General features: G+C 59.0%; 14 protein-coding genes. 10 read left to right on the top strand and 4 right to left on the bottom strand.

Annotation, left to right across the window (positions count from 1 at the left end):
• Positions 1 to 40: 40 nt before the first annotated feature.
• The gene (locus K5K95_RS07280) at positions 41 to 256 is read left to right on the top strand and encodes a molybdopterin-binding protein (RefSeq protein ID WP_003229256.1); all 216 of its coding nucleotides are present in this window, start codon (positions 41 to 43) and stop codon (positions 254 to 256) included.
• Positions 257 to 389: 133 nt separating this feature from the next.
• Here the strand turns inward: K5K95_RS07280 and K5K95_RS07275 are convergent, their stop codons facing one another.
• A complete protein-coding gene (locus K5K95_RS07275) occupies positions 390 to 1,028 on the bottom strand; it encodes a TetR/AcrR family transcriptional regulator (RefSeq protein ID WP_222588913.1) in 639 nt (212 codons plus the stop codon).
• A 224-nt stretch (positions 1,029 to 1,252) separates the two neighbouring features.
• Complete coding sequence (locus tag K5K95_RS07270) at positions 1,253 to 2,629, bottom strand: glutamine synthetase family protein (protein ID WP_038980872.1); 1,377 nt, start codon at positions 2,627 to 2,629, stop codon at positions 1,253 to 1,255.
• 278 nt (positions 2,630 to 2,907) lie between these two features.
• On the opposite strand from K5K95_RS07270, the gene K5K95_RS07265 reads away from it, so the two are divergent.
• The 8 genes from K5K95_RS07265 to K5K95_RS07230 all read left to right on the top strand — a co-directional run bounded on the left by K5K95_RS07265 (position 2,908) and on the right by K5K95_RS07230 (position 11,674).
• Complete coding sequence (locus K5K95_RS07265; protein ID WP_222588912.1) at positions 2,908 to 3,228, top strand: gamma-glutamyl-gamma-aminobutyrate hydrolase family protein; 321 nt, start codon at positions 2,908 to 2,910, stop codon at positions 3,226 to 3,228.
• Between the two features lie 81 nt (positions 3,229 to 3,309).
• Positions 3,310 to 4,668, top strand: coding sequence for a glutamine synthetase family protein (locus K5K95_RS07260; RefSeq protein WP_222588911.1), 1,359 nt, complete (start codon positions 3,310 to 3,312; stop codon positions 4,666 to 4,668).
• A gap of 57 nt (positions 4,669 to 4,725) precedes the next feature.
• The gene (locus K5K95_RS07255) at positions 4,726 to 6,090 is read left to right on the top strand and encodes an aspartate aminotransferase family protein (protein WP_222588910.1); all 1,365 of its coding nucleotides are present in this window, start codon (positions 4,726 to 4,728) and stop codon (positions 6,088 to 6,090) included.
• Positions 6,091 to 6,259: 169 nt separating this feature from the next.
• Positions 6,260 to 7,372 carry a polyamine ABC transporter substrate-binding protein gene (locus K5K95_RS07250; RefSeq protein WP_222588909.1) on the top strand — a complete coding sequence of 371 codons (1,113 nt, stop codon included), beginning with the start codon at positions 6,260 to 6,262 and terminating at the stop codon, positions 7,370 to 7,372.
• Between the two features lie 188 nt (positions 7,373 to 7,560).
• The gene (locus K5K95_RS07245) at positions 7,561 to 8,658 is read left to right on the top strand and encodes a polyamine ABC transporter substrate-binding protein (RefSeq protein WP_222588908.1); all 1,098 of its coding nucleotides are present in this window, start codon (positions 7,561 to 7,563) and stop codon (positions 8,656 to 8,658) included.
• Between the two features lie 69 nt (positions 8,659 to 8,727).
• Entirely contained in the window at positions 8,728 to 9,870 is a 1,143-nt protein-coding gene (locus tag K5K95_RS07240) for an ABC transporter ATP-binding protein (protein ID WP_208670983.1), read from the top strand.
• A gap of 35 nt (positions 9,871 to 9,905) precedes the next feature.
• Positions 9,906 to 10,787, top strand: a complete 882-nt coding sequence (locus tag K5K95_RS07235) for an ABC transporter permease subunit (RefSeq protein WP_222590304.1) — start codon at positions 9,906 to 9,908, stop codon at positions 10,785 to 10,787.
• The gene (locus K5K95_RS07230) at positions 10,784 to 11,674 is read left to right on the top strand and encodes an ABC transporter permease subunit (RefSeq protein WP_222588907.1); all 891 of its coding nucleotides are present in this window, start codon (positions 10,784 to 10,786) and stop codon (positions 11,672 to 11,674) included. The genes K5K95_RS07235 and K5K95_RS07230 overlap by 4 nt, the downstream gene beginning before the upstream one ends.
• Before the next feature lie 131 nt (positions 11,675 to 11,805).
• Here K5K95_RS07230 and K5K95_RS07225 read toward each other — a convergent pair whose 3' ends face one another.
• Positions 11,806 to 12,447, bottom strand: coding sequence for an HD domain-containing protein (locus K5K95_RS07225; RefSeq protein ID WP_222588906.1), 642 nt, complete (start codon positions 12,445 to 12,447; stop codon positions 11,806 to 11,808).
• Between the two features lie 315 nt (positions 12,448 to 12,762).
• On the opposite strand from K5K95_RS07225, the gene K5K95_RS07220 reads away from it, so the two are divergent.
• The gene (locus K5K95_RS07220; RefSeq protein ID WP_222588905.1) at positions 12,763 to 13,728 is read left to right on the top strand and encodes a GlxA family transcriptional regulator; all 966 of its coding nucleotides are present in this window, start codon (positions 12,763 to 12,765) and stop codon (positions 13,726 to 13,728) included.
• Between the two features lie 118 nt (positions 13,729 to 13,846).
• Here the strand turns inward: K5K95_RS07220 and K5K95_RS07215 are convergent, their stop codons facing one another.
• Positions 13,847 to 16,258, bottom strand: coding sequence for a penicillin acylase family protein (locus K5K95_RS07215; RefSeq protein WP_222588904.1), 2,412 nt, complete (start codon positions 16,256 to 16,258; stop codon positions 13,847 to 13,849).
• Positions 16,259 to 16,358 lie beyond the last annotated feature (100 nt).

Below are 16,358 nucleotides of genomic sequence, written 5' to 3'. Positions count from 1 at the left end.
CTTGGAGCTTGCAGCTCATTTCGACTCGAGGAGAAATCGCATGACTATCAAAGCCATCAACGTTCGTAACCAGTTCAAAGGCTCGATCAAGGAAATCGTGCTGGGTGACGTGCTGTCGGAAATCGACGTGCAGACCGCTTCCGGCATCGTCACTTCGGTGATTACTACCCGCTCGGTCAAAGAGCTGGAACTGGTGGTCGGCAGCGAAGTGATCGCCTTCGTGAAATCCACCGAGGTGTCGATCGCCAAGTTGTAAGTCAGTCAGTGAGGTTGGCGACCAGATCGTTCCCACGCTCTGCGTGGGAATGCCTCTTCGGACGCTCCGCGTTCGGTTTTTGGGACGCAGAGCGTCCCGGGCTGCATTCCCACGCGGAGCGAGGGAACGATCATTACGAGGGGAAGGTGCGCTTGAGCAGATACGGCGGTAGATACAGCCCCAGATAGGCGTCGAACACTCGCATCCCTTCTTCCGCCATGCGCGGCGTGATCTGCCCGTGCTGCTGCACCGAGCGCGCATACACCCGATCACCCAATTCCATCGCCAGTGCAAACACGTCAACCTCGGTCGGCAGCTTCGGCAATTCGAAGTGGTGATCGAACAGCTTGTGCATCAGGTCGCCCAGCTCGATGTCGTGCTGACGGTCGGCCTGGGTGACTTCAGTCAGCCCGTGCTGGGCGAGAATGAGTTGGCGGGCGGCGGCGTCCTGATCGTAGATGTCGAGCATGCGTTGTTCCACGAGACGCGACAGGTCGCGCCAGCCTTTGAGCGCGCTGTGATCGATGGGCGCTTGCAGGCAGGCGCGAAACGCGGCGTGGACGTCGGCGGTCAGTGCTTCGAGCAGAGCCGGGACGCTAGCGAAGAAGTGGTAGACGGAGGAGGGCGGGATCTGCGCGCGTTCGGCGACGCTGTAGATCGACAGACTCGCCACGCCTTCGGCTGCCAGCAGCGTGCGGGCGGCATCGAGTATCGAGTCGATCCGGGCCTGACTGCGTGCGCGGGGTTTGCGAATGGTGGCGGGGCGGGTCATTGAAGTCCTCCTGCGGGGCAGCGGGCATTGTACGAGCAGGCATCCGTGTTGTCTGCCAGGACGCCATCGCTAGCAGGCTAGCTCCCACAGGGATTTGCGGTGTATACAGAATTTATGTTCACTGGAGATCAACTGTGGGAGCTAGCCTGCTAGCGATCCGCCGCAGGCGGCAAAAAAAACGCCGCAAGCTGTAAGGCTTGCGGCGTTGTTTTTACTGCAACCGCTTACACGGTATGCAGGTACCAGTTGTACTCAAGGTCGGAGATGGAGTGTTCGAACTCCTCCAGCTCACTTTCCTTGCAGGCCACGAAGATATCGATGTATTTCGGATCGATGTACTTGGCCATGACTTCGCTGTCGTCCAGCTCACGCAACGCATCGCGCAGGTTGTTCGGCAGGCTTTGCTCGTTCTGCTCGTAGGAGTTGCCTTCCACGGGCGCGCCCGGCTCGATCTTGTTGGTCAGGCCGTGGTGCACGCCTGCCAGGACCGAAGCCATCAGCAGGTACGGGTTGGCGTCGGCGCCGGCCACACGGTGCTCGATGCGCACGGCATCGGAGGAACCGGTCGGCACGCGGATCGCCACGGTGCGGTTGTCCAGGCCCCAGCACGGCGAGTTCGGCACGTAGAACTGTGCGCCGAAACGACGGTAGGAGTTGACGTTCGGGCAGAGGAAAGCCATCTGTGCGGGTAGGGTCTCGAGCACACCGCCGATCGCGTGACGCAGTGCGGCGTTCTGCTCGGGATCCTCGCTGGCAAAAATGTTTTTGCCGTCTTTATCAAGAATCGAGATGTGGACATGCAGACCGTTGCCCGCTTGGCCCGGGTAAGGCTTGGCCATGAACGTGGTGTCCATTTCATGGTCGTAGGCGATGTTCTTGATCAGGCGCTTGAGCAGGACCGCGTAGTCGCAGGCCTTGATCGGGTCAGCCACGTGGTGCAGGTTCACTTCGAACTGCGCCGGGGCACTTTCCTTGACGATGGCGTCGGCCGGGATGCCTTGCTCTTTCGCACCTTCCAGAATGTCCTGGAGGCAGTCGACGTATTCGTCGAGGTCGTCGATCAGGTAGACCTGTGTCGAGTGCGGGCGTTTGCCGGACACTGGCGAGCGTGGTGGTTGCGGGCGACCGTTCACGTTCTCCTGGTCGATCAGGTAGAACTCCAGTTCGAACGCAGCGCAGATGGTCAGGCCCATCTCGTCGAACTTGCGCACGACATTGGCCAGCACTTCTCGCGGGTCGGCAAAGAATGGCTGACCTTCGAGTTCGTGCATGGTCATTAACAGCTGCGCGGTAGGGCGCTTCTGCCAAGGCTCATTGCAGAGGGTGTCAGGGATTGGATAGCAGATTCGGTCAGCATCGCCGATGTCCAGACCCAGACCGGTGCTTTCGACCGTCGAGCCATTGATATCCAGAGCAAATAGAGAGGCCGGCAGGTTGATGCCTTTCTCGTAAACCTTGTGGAGGCTGGTGCGTTCTATGCGCTTGCCGCGCACCACACCATTCATATCCGCAATCAGAAGGTCAACGTACAGAACCTCAGGATGTTCCTTAAGGAACGCGTTCGCTTCGTTAAGCTGAACGGCACGCGGGGGTACCGACATGATGCAACACCTTTGTTGTTAAAAATATCAATCATTGATCTCTTCGGATTCCAGTCAACCCGAACGGCATGCCGAAGTCAAGCGAGGCCTTTTTTGCCCCAAAAAAGCGCTCGTAGGGCTTTTTTGAGGCAGTTTGGGGCGTTTTTATGCTGTTCAGTGCTTTGGCGGCCGCAGGCTTGAGCGGGCCGTGTTGTATTTTTTACGGGGGTGTTGTGTAAAAAAATGAACAAGGCTAAGCTCGAATCAAACCCATAACAGCAATAATACCGGGGTGTTTCATGTCTCGCCTGCCGTTAATCGGCGTCGCCATCTGCTCTAGGCAGATCGGTCTGCATGCTTATCACATCAGTGGCGACACTTGCGCCCATGCCGTGGCCTCAGCGGCCCCGGGCTTTCCGGCAATCCTCCCGATGCTGATCGATGACGTATCCCCGTCCGATATTCTGGACAGGCGCGATGACACCCCCATTACGGTTACTTCATTCAATATAGAACCGATTCACAATAGCGGCTCGGCGATTGCGCAGGGCACCGCTCGTGATTCTGCACGCCTGGCATTTGCCGAGCGGTCCGAAAAAAAACACGATAGCTTGTCGTAGACACCCGATTCAACGCGACGCCCATGCGTCAAACATCGCCTGACTTGCGAGAGTCAGGAAACTCAAAGCCTAGAGGCATTTATGAGTCACAACCTCGACCAGCTCACCGATTGGTTGAAAGACCACAAGATCACAGAAGTCGAATGCATGATCGCCGATCTGACCGGGATCACCCGGGGCAAGATTTCGCCGACCAACAAGTTCATCGCCGAAAAAGGCATGCGTCTGCCCGAGAGCGTTCTGTTGCAGACCGTGACCGGCGACTACGTCGAAGACGACATCTATTACGAACTGCTCGATCCGGCCGACATCGACATGATCTGCCGCCCGGATGCCAACGCCGTGTTCATGGTGCCGTGGGCCATCGAGCCGACCGCCCAGGTGATCCACGACACCTATGACAAGCAAGGCAACCCGATCGAGCTGTCGCCGCGCAACGTGCTCAAAAAGGTGCTCAAGCTCTATGCCGATAGAGGCTGGCAGCCAATCGTGGCGCCGGAAATGGAGTTCTACCTGACCAAGCGCAGTGACGATCCGGACTACCCGCTGCAACCGCCGATTGGCCGTTCCGGTCGCCCGGAAACCGGTCGTCAATCGTTCTCCATTGAAGCGGCGAACGAATTTGATCCGCTGTTCGAAGACGTCTACGACTGGTGCGAATTGCAGGAGCTGGACCTCGATACGCTGATCCACGAGGACGGCACGGCGCAGATGGAAATCAACTTCCGTCACGGCGACGCCCTGTCCCTGGCCGACCAGATCCTGGTGTTCAAGCGCACGATGCGTGAAGCCGCGCTCAAGCACGACGTTGCCGCCACCTTCATGGCCAAGCCCATGACCGGCGAGCCGGGCAGCGCCATGCACTTGCACCAGAGCATCATCGATATCGAGACCGGCAAGAACGTTTTCTCCAATGAAGACGGGACCATGAGCCAACTGTTCCTGCACCACATCGGTGGCCTGCAGAAACTCATCCCCGAGCTGTTGCCGCTGTTCGCACCAAACGTCAATTCGTTCCGCCGCTTCCTGCCGGACACTTCGGCGCCAGTGAACGTGGAATGGGGCGAAGAGAACCGTACCGTGGGCCTGCGGGTTCCGGATGCCGGGCCGCAAAACCGTCGGGTGGAAAACCGCCTGCCGGGCGCCGATGCCAACCCGTACCTGGCGATTGCCGCGAGCCTGCTATGCGGTTACATCGGCATGGTCGAAGGCCTGGAGCCGAGTGCGCCGGTGGTAGGTCGTGGCTATGAACGCCGCAACCTGCGCCTGCCACTGACCATCGAAGACGCGCTGGAACGCATGGAAAACAGCGCGACCGTCGAGAAATACCTGGGCAAGAAATTCATCACTGGCTACGTCGCGGTCAAGCGGGCCGAGCATGAAAACTTCAAGCGCGTGATCAGCTCCTGGGAGCGGGAATTCCTGCTATTCGCCGTCTGATACGCCGGGCGCCGTGCTGTCGACGGCGCTTTCACCTGATTTTTTAAGGAGATTCGTATGACCAGCAACAATCCGCAAACCCGTGAATGGCAGGCCCTGAGCAACGATCACCACCTGGCCCCGTTCAGCGACTTTAAACAGTTGAAAGAGAAAGGCCCGCGCATCATCACCAATGCCAAAGGGGTTTACCTCTGGGACAGCGAAGGCAACAAGATCCTCGACGGCATGGCTGGCCTGTGGTGTGTCGCTATCGGCTACGGTCGCGATGAACTGGCGGACGCTGCCAGCAAACAGATGCGCGAGCTGCCTTACTACAACCTGTTTTTCCAGACCGCTCACCCGCCTGTGCTGGAACTGGCCAAGGCCATCGCCGACATCGCGCCGGAAGGCATGAACCACGTGTTCTTCACCGGTTCCGGCTCCGAAGGCAACGACACCATGCTGCGTATGGTTCGTCACTACTGGGCGATCAAGGGCCAGCCGAAGAAGAAAGTCATCATCAGCCGCAAGAACGGTTATCACGGTTCCACCGTGGCCGGCGCGAGCCTGGGTGGCATGACCTACATGCACGAACAAGGCGACTTGCCGATCCCGGGCATCGTCCATATCGCCCAGCCTTACTGGTTCGCTGAAGGCGGCGACATGACACCGGAAGAGTTCGGTGTGTGGGCAGCCAACCAGTTGGAAGAAAAAATTCTCGAGATCGGCGTCGACAACGTCGGTGCCTTTATTGCCGAGCCGATCCAGGGTGCCGGCGGCGTGATCATTCCGCCTGACACCTACTGGCCGCGCATCAAGGAAATCCTCGCCAAGTACGACATTCTGTTCGTGGCTGACGAAGTGATCTGTGGTTTTGGCCGCACCGGTGAGTGGTTCGGTACCGATTTCTACGACCTCAAGCCCGACATGATGACCATCGCCAAAGGCCTGACGTCCGGCTACATCCCAATGGGTGGCCTGATCGTGCGTGACGAAGTGGTCGCGGTGCTCAATGAAGGCGGCGATTTCAACCACGGTTTCACTTATTCGGGGCACCCGGTGGCCGCTGCGGTCGCACTGGAAAACATCCGCATTCTGCGCGAAGAAAAAATTATCGAGCGCGTTCATGCTGAAACGGCACCCTATTTGCAAAAGCGTCTACGGGAACTGAACGATCACCCGTTGGTGGGAGAAGTGCGTGGAGTGGGCTTGTTGGGGGCCATCGAGCTGGTTCAGGACAAAGCCACGCGCAAGCGTTACGAAGGCAAGGGTGTCGGCATGATTTGCCGTCAGTTCTGCTTCGACAACGGCCTGATCATGCGCGCGGTGGGCGACACCATGATCATTGCTCCGCCGCTGGTGATTACACCGGCAGAAATCGATGAGTTGGTGACCAAGGCACGCAAGTGTCTGGACCTGACCCTGAGTGCGTTGCAGGGCTAAGTGCTAGGCTCTGAGCGGAACACATGAAACTTTCGCTCAGAGCAGTCTTGAAGGGCGGGCTTTCCTTGAAAGACCGCCTCGGATCTTGCCAGACTAGTCGCGGTTCCAGTTGTCCGGGTTCGGCCGCTGAACAAAGTGGTTCAAAAAAGAAAAATTTGGAGCATTACGAATGAAGGCATTAGGCAAAAAGTTTGCTGGCAAGACTCTCCTCGCCATGTCCCTGATGGGCATGATGGCGGGCGCGGTGCAGGCGGACGACAAGGTCCTGCACGTGTACAACTGGTCCGACTATATTGCACCGGACACCATCGCGAACTTTGAAAAAGAGTCCGGGATCAAGGTGGTGTACGACGTTTTTGACAGCAACGAAACTCTGGAAGCCAAGTTGCTGGCAGGCAAGTCCGGTTACGACATCGTCGTACCGTCGAACAACTTCCTGGCCAAGCAGATCAAGGCCGGCGTTTACCAGAAGCTGGACAAGTCCAAACTGCCTAACTGGAAGAACCTGAACCCTGACCTGCTCAAAGCGGTATCGGTGAGCGACCCGGGCAACGAACACGCCTTCCCTTACATGTGGGGTTCGATCGGTATCGGCTTCAACGCCGAGAAGGTCAAGGCTGCATTGGGTGCCGATGCTCCAACCAACTCCTGGGACCTGATCTTCAAGCCTGAAAACGCCGCCAAACTGAAGTCTTGCGGTATCAGCCTGCTGGATTCGCCAACCGAGATGATCCCGGCGGCGCTGCACTACCTGGGCCTGCCAACCGACACCCAGAAGAAAGAAGACATCGACAAGGCTGAAGCGCTGCTGCTGAAAGTCCGTCCTTCGATCGCTTACTTCCACTCCTCCAAGTACATCTCCGACCTGGCCAACGGCAACATTTGCGTCGCAGTCGGTTATTCGGGTGACGTCTATCAGGCCAAATCCCGTGCCGCTGAAGCCGGTGACAAGGTGAAAGTCAGCTACAACATTCCGAAAGAAGGTGCAGGCAGCTTCTACGACATGGTCGCCATCCCTAAAGATGCCGAAAACGTCGAAGGCGCCTACAAGTTCATGACCTACCTGCAGAAGCCGGAAGTCATGGCTGCGATCACCAACGCCGTGCGCTTCCCGAACGGTAACGCCGCCGCCACCGCACTGGTCAATAAAGACATCACCAGCGACCCGGGCATCTACCCGCCGGCGGACGTGCAGGCCAAGCTGTACGCGATTGCCGACTTGCCGGCCGCGACCCAGCGGATCCTGACGCGCAGCTGGACCAAGATCAAATCGGGTAAATAAGCCGGTTTGAGGCAATAACCTGCTGTCTTCGCCTGCGCGGTGACGGCAGCAGGTGTAATTAAATGACAGAAAGTTTTGCTGGAACGGTTTTTCGAGGGTAAGTTGCGCGCCGGTTTTGTTGCTGGGCAGCCATGACTGTCATGTAACGCGGGGCAACTTGGGCCCAACTAATTTTAGAGGACCTCCACTTGCCTGTTTTTTCTTTGTTGCGCAATGCCGTGCTGGTCGGCGCCGGACTGACACTGGCTGTCAGCGTCCAGGCCGCAAGTACCGTGCATATTTATAATTGGTCGGACTACATCGGTTCGACGACCCTGGCCGACTTCCAGAAAGAATCCGGCATCAAGCCGGTTTATGACGTTTTCGACTCTAACGAAACCCTGGAAGGCAAGTTGCTGGCCGGGCGCACTGGTTACGACGTGGTCGTGCCGTCCAATCACTTCCTTGGCAAGCAGATCAAGGCTGGCGCGTTCCAGAAGCTCGACAAGTCGAAGCTGAGCAACTATGCCAATCTCGACCCGGTGCTGCTCAAGCGACTGGAGCAAAACGACCCGGGTAACCAGTACGCCGTGCCATATCTGTGGGGCACCAACGGCATCGGTTACAACGTCGACAAGATCAAGGCGGTATTGGGCGTCGACAAGATCGACTCCTGGAGCGCGGTGTTCGAACCGGAAAACATCAAGAAACTGCAAAGCTGTGGCGTGGCGTTCCTCGACTCGGCCGATGAAATGATGCCCACGGTCCTCAACTACATGGGCCTCAACGCCAACAGCACCAACCCCGAAGACTACAAAAAGGCCGAAGCCAAGTTGCTGGCGGTGCGGCCTTACGTGACGTACTTCCACTCGTCCAAGTACATCGCGGACCTGGCCAATGGCGATATCTGCATCGCGATCGGCTTCTCGGGTGACATGTTTCAGGCCAAGGCCCGGGCGACTGAGGCCGGCAAAGGCATGAACATCGCCTACTCCATTCCCAAAGAGGGCGGCGCGCTCTGGTTCGACATGCTGGCGATCCCCAAGGATGCGGCCAACGTCAAGGAAGCCCACGCCTTCATCAACTACTTGTTGAAACCCGAGGTGATCGCACAGGTCAGTGATTCTGTTGGCTATGCGAACCCCAACCCCGGCTCGGACAAATTGATGGAACAGTCCATCCGCACTGACGAGTCGGTTTATCCACCGCAAGCAATCCTCGACAAGACCTACGTGTCAGTCGAGTTACCACCAAACATTCAACGTTTGATGACCCGCAGCTGGACCAAGGTCAAGTCGGGTAAATAGCTGCAAGGCTCAAATTATCCAAGGTTGGCTCACCTTGAGCGAACTGCAAATTTGTTGGGAGTTTCGTAAATGGCAGTTGCCTCCGGCGCCTATAAGAAAGCCCTCGAGGGCGACCAGACACCTAAACAGGTGTTGGTCAAAATCGACCGGGTCACGAAGAAGTTCGACGAGACGATTGCCGTGGACGATGTGTCCCTGGAAATCAAGAAAGGCGAGATTTTCGCCCTGCTCGGCGGTTCGGGATCGGGCAAATCCACGTTGCTGCGCATGCTCGCAGGCTTCGAACGGCCTACGGAGGGGCGTATTTTCCTCGATGGCGTAGACATCACCGACATGCCGCCCTACGAGCGGCCGATCAACATGATGTTTCAGTCCTATGCGTTGTTCCCGCACATGACCGTGGCGCAGAACATCGCCTTCGGCCTCAAGCAGGACAAAATCCCCGCCGCTGAAGTCGATGCCCGTGTCGCGGACATGCTCAAGCTGGTTCAGATGACGCAATACGCCAAGCGCAAGCCGCACCAGCTTTCCGGTGGCCAGCGTCAGCGTGTCGCCCTGGCGCGCTCCCTGGCCAAGCGTCCGAAGCTGTTGCTGCTCGACGAACCGATGGGTGCACTGGACAAGAAGCTGCGTTCGCAAATGCAGCTCGAACTGGTCGAGATCATCGAGCGCGTCGGCGTAACCTGCGTCATGGTGACCCACGACCAGGAAGAGGCCATGACCATGGCCGAGCGCATCGCGATCATGCACCTGGGCTGGATCGCGCAGATCGGCAGCCCGATCGACATCTACGAAACCCCGACCAGCCGCCTGGTCTGTGAATTCATCGGCAACGTCAACATCTTCGACGGTGAAGTGATTGACGACGCCGAAGGCCACGCGACCATCACTTGCAAGGACCTGGATCGCCAGATCTACGTCGGCCACGGCATCAGCACCTCGGTGCAGGACAAATCCGTGACCTACGCGATCCGTCCGGAAAAACTGCTGGTGACGCCGACCATGCCGACTTGCGAATACAACTGGTCCAGCGGCAAGGTGCATGACATCGCCTACCTCGGTGGCCACTCGGTGTTCTACGTCGAACTGCCGAGCGGCAAGATCGTCCAGTCTTTCGTCGCCAACGCCGAGCGCCGTGGCCAGCGCCCAACCTGGGGTGACCAGGTGTACGTGTATTGGGAAGACGATAGCGGGGTGGTACTTCGCTCATGAACATGCGCAAATTGAAACGCCGTTTCAATCGAATAATTCCCGGTGGCCGTCAGATGGTCATCGGGGTTCCATTCCTGTGGCTGTTCATGTTCTTCATGTTGCCGTTCTTCATCGTTCTGAAGATCAGCTTCGCCGAAGCCGACGTGGCCATTCCGCCGTATACCGAAATCTACAGCTATGCCGAACAGAAGCTGCAGTTGCTGCTCAACCTGAGCAACTACGCGATGCTGGCCGGCGACGAGTTGTACATCGCCGCTTACCTTGGCTCGTTGAAGATGGCGCTGATCAGCACCGTCCTCTGTTTGCTGATCGGCTACCCGATGGCCTACGCCATCGCCAGTGCCCGTAAAGAGCTGCAAACGGTGCTGGTGCTGCTGATCATGATGCCGACCTGGACCGCGATCCTGATCCGCGTCTATGCGTGGATGGGCATCCTCAGCAACAACGGTCTGCTCAATGGTTTCCTGATGAGCATGGGCTGGATCAACGAGCCGCTGCAGATCCTCAACACCAACCTTGCGGTGTACATCGGCGTCGTTTATTCGTACCTGCCATTCATGATCCTGCCGCTCTACGCCAACCTGGTGAAACACGATGCCAGCTTGCTGGAAGCCGCGTCGGACCTGGGTTCGAGTACGTTCAACAGCTTCTGGAAAATCACCATTCCGCTGTCCAAGAACGGCATCGTCGCCGGTTGCATGCTGGTGTTCATTCCGGTCGTGGGTGAGTTCGTGATCCCGGAACTGCTGGGCGGTCCGGAAACCCTGATGATCGGTAAAGTGCTCTGGCAAGAGTTCTTCAACAACCGTGACTGGCCGGTGGCGTCTGCCCTGGCGGTGGTAATGCTGGCGATCCTGATTGTGCCGATCATCCTGTTCAACCGTAGTCAGGCCAAAGAAATGGAGGGCAAAGAATGAAGCGCTTTCGTTTCTCAAGCTTGATGCTGGTGTTGGGTCTGCTGTTCATCTACGCACCGATGCTGATCCTGGTGATCTACTCGTTCAACGCCTCCAAACTGGTAACGGTATGGGGCGGCTGGTCGATCAAGTGGTACGTCGGCTTGATGGACAACACCCAGCTGATGGGCTCGGTGGTGCGCTCGCTGGAAATCGCCTGCTACACGGCGGTAGCAGCGGTGGTGCTGGGTACCTTGGCGGCGTTTGTCCTGACGCGAATCACTCGCTTCAAGGGTCGCACGCTGTTCGGTGGACTGGTGACAGCGCCATTGGTGATGCCCGAAGTGATCACCGGTCTGTCGCTGTTGCTGTTGTTTGTGGCCATGGCGCAGATGATCGGTTGGCCGCAGGAACGCGGCATCGTCACCATCTGGATCGCCCACACCACCTTCTGTGCGGCGTATGTCGCGGTGGTGGTATCGGCGCGCTTGCGTGAGCTGGACCTGTCCATCGAAGAAGCGGCCATGGACCTCGGTGCGCGGCCGTGGAAGGTGTTCTTCCTGATCACCATCCCGATGATCGCGCCATCCCTGGGCGCCGGCGGCATGATGTCTTTTGCCCTGTCGCTGGATGACCTGGTGTTGGCCAGCTTCGTGTCGGGCCCTGGCTCGACGACCTTGCCGATGGAAGTGTTCTCGGCGGTGCGCCTGGGCGTGAAACCCGAGATCAACGCCGTGGCCAGCCTGATTCTGCTGGCGGTTTCGATGATGACGTTCCTGGTCTGGTTCTTCAGCCGCCGTGCCGAAGAAAGTCGCAAGCGTGCAATCCAGCAAGCGATCGAAGAAGGCGCTGCCGACTCCTGGAAACAACCGGACGTGCGCCGCGCCCCGGCACCAGAAGCGGCATAAAGGTTGGCCACAATTACGTGGCCAACCCGATCCAATGTGGGAGCGAGCCTGCTCGCGATAGCGGTCTATCAGTCAACATCTTTGTCGACTGACATGGCCTCATCGCGAGCAAGCTCGCTCCCACATTTGTTTTAGGAAACCCAAGGCGATTTGCGGATGATCTCGACGAAGTTCATCGGCTTGAACCCCGGCTCGCTGTCCACCAGCACGTCGGCATTCACGGTGCCGAACGTGGTGTCCGGTTTGTGCTTGAAGCCGTTGGCGAACGCACACAGGATGCATTCCTTGAAACCCTCTCCCCGTGGATGCGCATGCACCACCGCCTCACGCTGTGCAGTGGGGAACGCCGCGTAGTCGATGCCCAACACATCCATCTCGACGCCGGCAGTCACCAGCGCAACGTTAGGCCGCAAGTGCTGCGGCACGCCCGGTGTCGTGTGCAGCGCGATCGACAGCCACACCTGCTCGATATCGTCGTCGGACAAACCATACGGCTTGAGAAATGCCTTGGCGGCGTTGGCGCTGTCGACTTCGAAACGCTCGTCGTCAGTGCGATGGCCTTCCACCAGGCCCAGGTCATGGAACATCGCGCCGACGTACAACAACTCCGGATCGTAGGCCAATTGCTTGCGCTCGCCGCTCAAGGCGCCGAACAGAAACACCCGGCGTGAATGGTGGTAAAGCAGGTCAGGCTCTGCGTCGCGAATGTATTCAGTGGTGGCCCTGGCTAAGGCGCTGTCGGGGATTTGGATACCGGCGATGGTGCTGCTCATAGGTGCTTTCCTCGTGGGGAACGCCGTGGCGGCGCTGATGGAACAAGTCTGTTCCGGGCCCCCGGACCGGACAATCGATCCATGGCTGCGATCCCGGCCAATGAGCATGCATATCGCGCCAACCTCGCTTGTTGCGCACGGATTGGCTAGGGTTGGAAAGTAATTGCGGTCCCTGTGGGAGCGAGCTTGCTCGCGAAAGCGCTGTATCAGTCGACATCTCTTTCGACTGACGCGGCCTCTTCGCGAGCAGGCTCGCTCCCACAGGTTTTGTGTTTGCCGTCATTGCGGCATCCACCCTTGAGGACGTTTCCTGCCATGAGTAAAACGGTTGCCATCGTGGTGTTCGCGGGCGTCCAGTCGCTGGACGTCACCGGTCCCATGGATGTGTTTAGCGAGGCCAATCGCTTCCTTGAGCCGCAAGACCATTACCGGTTGGAGGTGATCGGTGTCGAGCACGGAGTGATGCCGTGTTCCAACGGTCTGTCGCTCAATGCCCATCGACATTTCAGCGAAGCGCTGCAGGCTTATGACTTGCTGCTGGTGGCCGGCGGCCCGCAGTTACCGTTCACGAATTTCGGCGTGGCGTTCGATGTCTGGTTGCGCGATGCGTGTGGGGCTGCGCGGCGCTTTGGTTCGATCTGCAACGGTGCGTTCTTGCTTGCCCGCGCCGGGTTGCTTGAGGGGCGAACCGTCACCACGCATTGGAATGATGCGCCAGCATTGGCCGCGTTATGCCCGTCGACGCAGGTGGACGCCGATCGGCTGTACGTGCAGGACGGCGAGCTGTACACATCGGCCGGGGTCACGGCCGGGATCGATTTGTCGTTGTATCTGCTGGCTCAAGACTACGGACCGGAAGTGGCCTTGAGCGTGGCCAAGCGCCTGGTGGTGTTTACCCAGCGTTCGGGTGGGCAATCGCAGTTCAGCCCGTTTCTCACGCCGCACGCCGAGCCGACCTCGGCGGTGGCGCTGGTTCAGCTTTATGTGCTGGCCAACCTCACTGGCGACCTGACCATCGCCGATCTGGCGAACGCGGCCAACATGAGCGCCCGCAACTTTTCCAGGGTGTTCGCCAAGGAAGCGAAAGTCACCCCGGCGGAGTTCGTCGAGCGGGCGAGGGTGGATGCGGCGCGGGTGCTGCTTGAAAGCACCCGCTCACCGCTGAAAACCGTGGCGTACCAATGCGGATTTCGCGACGCCCAGCACATGCGCAGCGTGTTCAATCGCAGGCTTGGGGTGACGCCGCAGCAGTTCAGGCAGAACTTTGCGGCGATGGTTTGAGCAGGTATTTGCGTTGTTCTTGAGTCCCTCATCGCGAGCAAGCCCGCTCCCACAGTTGCAACGCAATCCCTGTGGGAGCGGGCTTGCCCGCGATGGGGTCAGCCCAGTCAACAAAAATCTAAGGTGCCGCCCGCGCCGGCAAAAACTTCAACGTACTGCGCGTATTGGCCGTGACTTCTTCTTCATTGAAATGCGCCTGGTAGTAAATCCCTTCGACATACGCCTCGGCCTGATCCTCATAGTGGCTGTCGAACGGTACGCCGCTCTGGCCGACCGGGTTGATGGTCAGGCTGTGGGCCGGATCGGCAAAGTCGACCAGGCGCCGTGTTGACGGTCCGTACGTCACCGGCCATGGCGCCGGTCCGATCTTGGCCGATAGGTTGTTCGGCACTTCGTGGGTGCCGGGCGCCGCGAACGGGCCGACGTTGAAAATCCGCTCCAGCGGCTTTTGCGTCCCCAGCGGGTGACCATGGGTCAGGGTGTGCGCCTTGCCCCATTGCCATTGCGTGAAGTCAGGTCCCAGGACGGTCTTGAGATGGGCAATGCTCGCTTGCCACGCGACCTTGACCGTATCAGCACGGGTTTCCTTGCCGAGGGTGTTGCGGTTGTCCCACCACGGTGAATCGGGGTTGGCCGCCAGCCGCGGCAACGCGGCATCAATCACTCGGGTCGAGAGCAGGGTTTCGAAAAAATCGTTGCCCAGTTCGTCGTGCATCGTCGCATCGGCCAGATTGAACAGGAACTGGTTGAACAGCGTGGCGCTGGTGGACTCCAGCGGGTAATCGCCTTGCCACCGGGCCAGTTGCTCGACCAGTTTGAGTTCGGCCGGATCGCTCACCACTTCACGCAGTACCGGCAACAACGGCGCCAACAAGCGAGGGCCATAGGCGGTGGTGGTGCCCAGTTGCAGTTTCTGGTTGGCGTCGTTGTCCCACTTCACGTTCTTGTCGCCGAGCTGGCGATTGAGTTGCTGGCCGCGATCGGCGAGGTTGTAGTAACCGGGAATCTCCATGCCGGTCGGCGACACAGGCTGGAAGTTGGCCGAAACGATATAGCCACGCGCCGGATTCTCTTCCTGAGGGTTGGCGCTGAACGGGTAGAAACCTTCCTTGTCAGCCTGACTGGTGCTGCCGTCGAGAATGAACCCGGGCTTCACTCCGGCTGCACGTTTGGGCAGCAGCGCCGAGGCCCACCAGCCAATATCGCCCTTGGCGTTGGCATAGACGATGTTCAACCCCGGCGCCTGAACCTTGGCCGCTGCGGCGCGCGCCTTGGCCAGGGTGTCGGCGCGGTTGAGCTGGTAGAAGCCGTCGAGGATCGGATTGGGTGTTTCAAGGAACGCCCACCACATGGCGATCGGTGTCTTGCCAGCGGCAGTGCCGAGCACGTCATTGATGATCGGGCCGTGGGGTGACTGGCGCAGTGTCAGCGTGACCGGTGCCTGGCCTTTCACCGCGATCTGTTGCTCGGTGTTGACCATGTCCACCCAATTGCCGCGATACCAGACCTGGTTCGGGTTGTCCGGGTTGATCTTCTCGGCGATCAGGTCGAGGTCATCGTTCTGGAACATGGTCAGGCTCCAGCCGAAATCCAGGTTGTGGCCGAGAAAAGCGAACGGCACCAGCGCCTGATGATGACCGTATAGCTCAAAGCCCGGCGCCGACAATTGAGCTTCGTACCACACCGACGGCACCGAGAAGCGAATGTGCGGATCCCCGGCCAGCAGCGGTTTGCCGCTTTTGCTGCGATTGCCGGAAATCACCCAGGCGTTGCTGCCTTCGAATTGCGGCAAGCCGTTCTCGGCCAATGCCTGTTCACTCAGGCGGGCGAGGGCGTTCAGGTCTTTCCAGTCATTGGCGGCAAGCGCCGGGGCGGCAGCTGGGCGGGTCTTGGCCAGCACGCCTTTGGGCTGCCAGTCGAGGTCAAAAATGTTCAGGTACTCGGCGCCCAGTTGATCGCGCACGTAGGTCAGCAACGGTTCGGTGCGAAACGCAGCGGCAAAGCTGTACGCCATGTAGCCGGCAACACTGATGCTGTCTTGCGCCGTGAAAGGACGCTTGTGGATGCCCAGCACGTCGAACTCGATGGGCGCCGTGTGAGTGTCCTGATATTGATTGATGCCATCCAGATAGGCTTCCAGCGCCTTCCACGCCGGTGACTGACGATCCAGGGCGGCCACATAGCTTTCGGCGCGTTCACGAATGCGCAGGCTGCGGAACAGTTTGTCGGTGTCCAGCAGTTTCGGGCCGAGCACTTCGGCCAGTTCGCCCCGGGCGAGGCGGCGCATGGCTTCCATCTGGAACAACCGGTCCTGGGCCTGCACGTAGCCGAGGGTGCGGTAAAGATCGGTTTCGTTTTCGGCACGGATGTGCGGCACGCCGCGCTCGTCGTAGCGCACCGTCACCGAACCTTGCAGGCGTTGAAGTTCCACTTGGCCCTGGCGCGTCGGCTGCTTGATGTACACGTACCCGCCAACTCCGATGGCGAGCGTGACGATCAGCAATACAAGTACGGTCAGGACGCGTTTCATGGAGACTCCTTGTTCTTCGGGATTGCCGCCGTCGTGGGCTGCAACATGTAGCACAGACCTCCTGTGCCGGGCATCGCGGTCCTGGAAAAGTCAGGAATGC

It is taken from the genome of Pseudomonas sp. DR48 (assembly GCF_019823085.1).
Classification (GTDB): Bacteria; Pseudomonadota; Gammaproteobacteria; order Pseudomonadales; family Pseudomonadaceae; genus Aquipseudomonas.
This window is presented reverse-complemented; position numbering and strand designations above follow the sequence as displayed.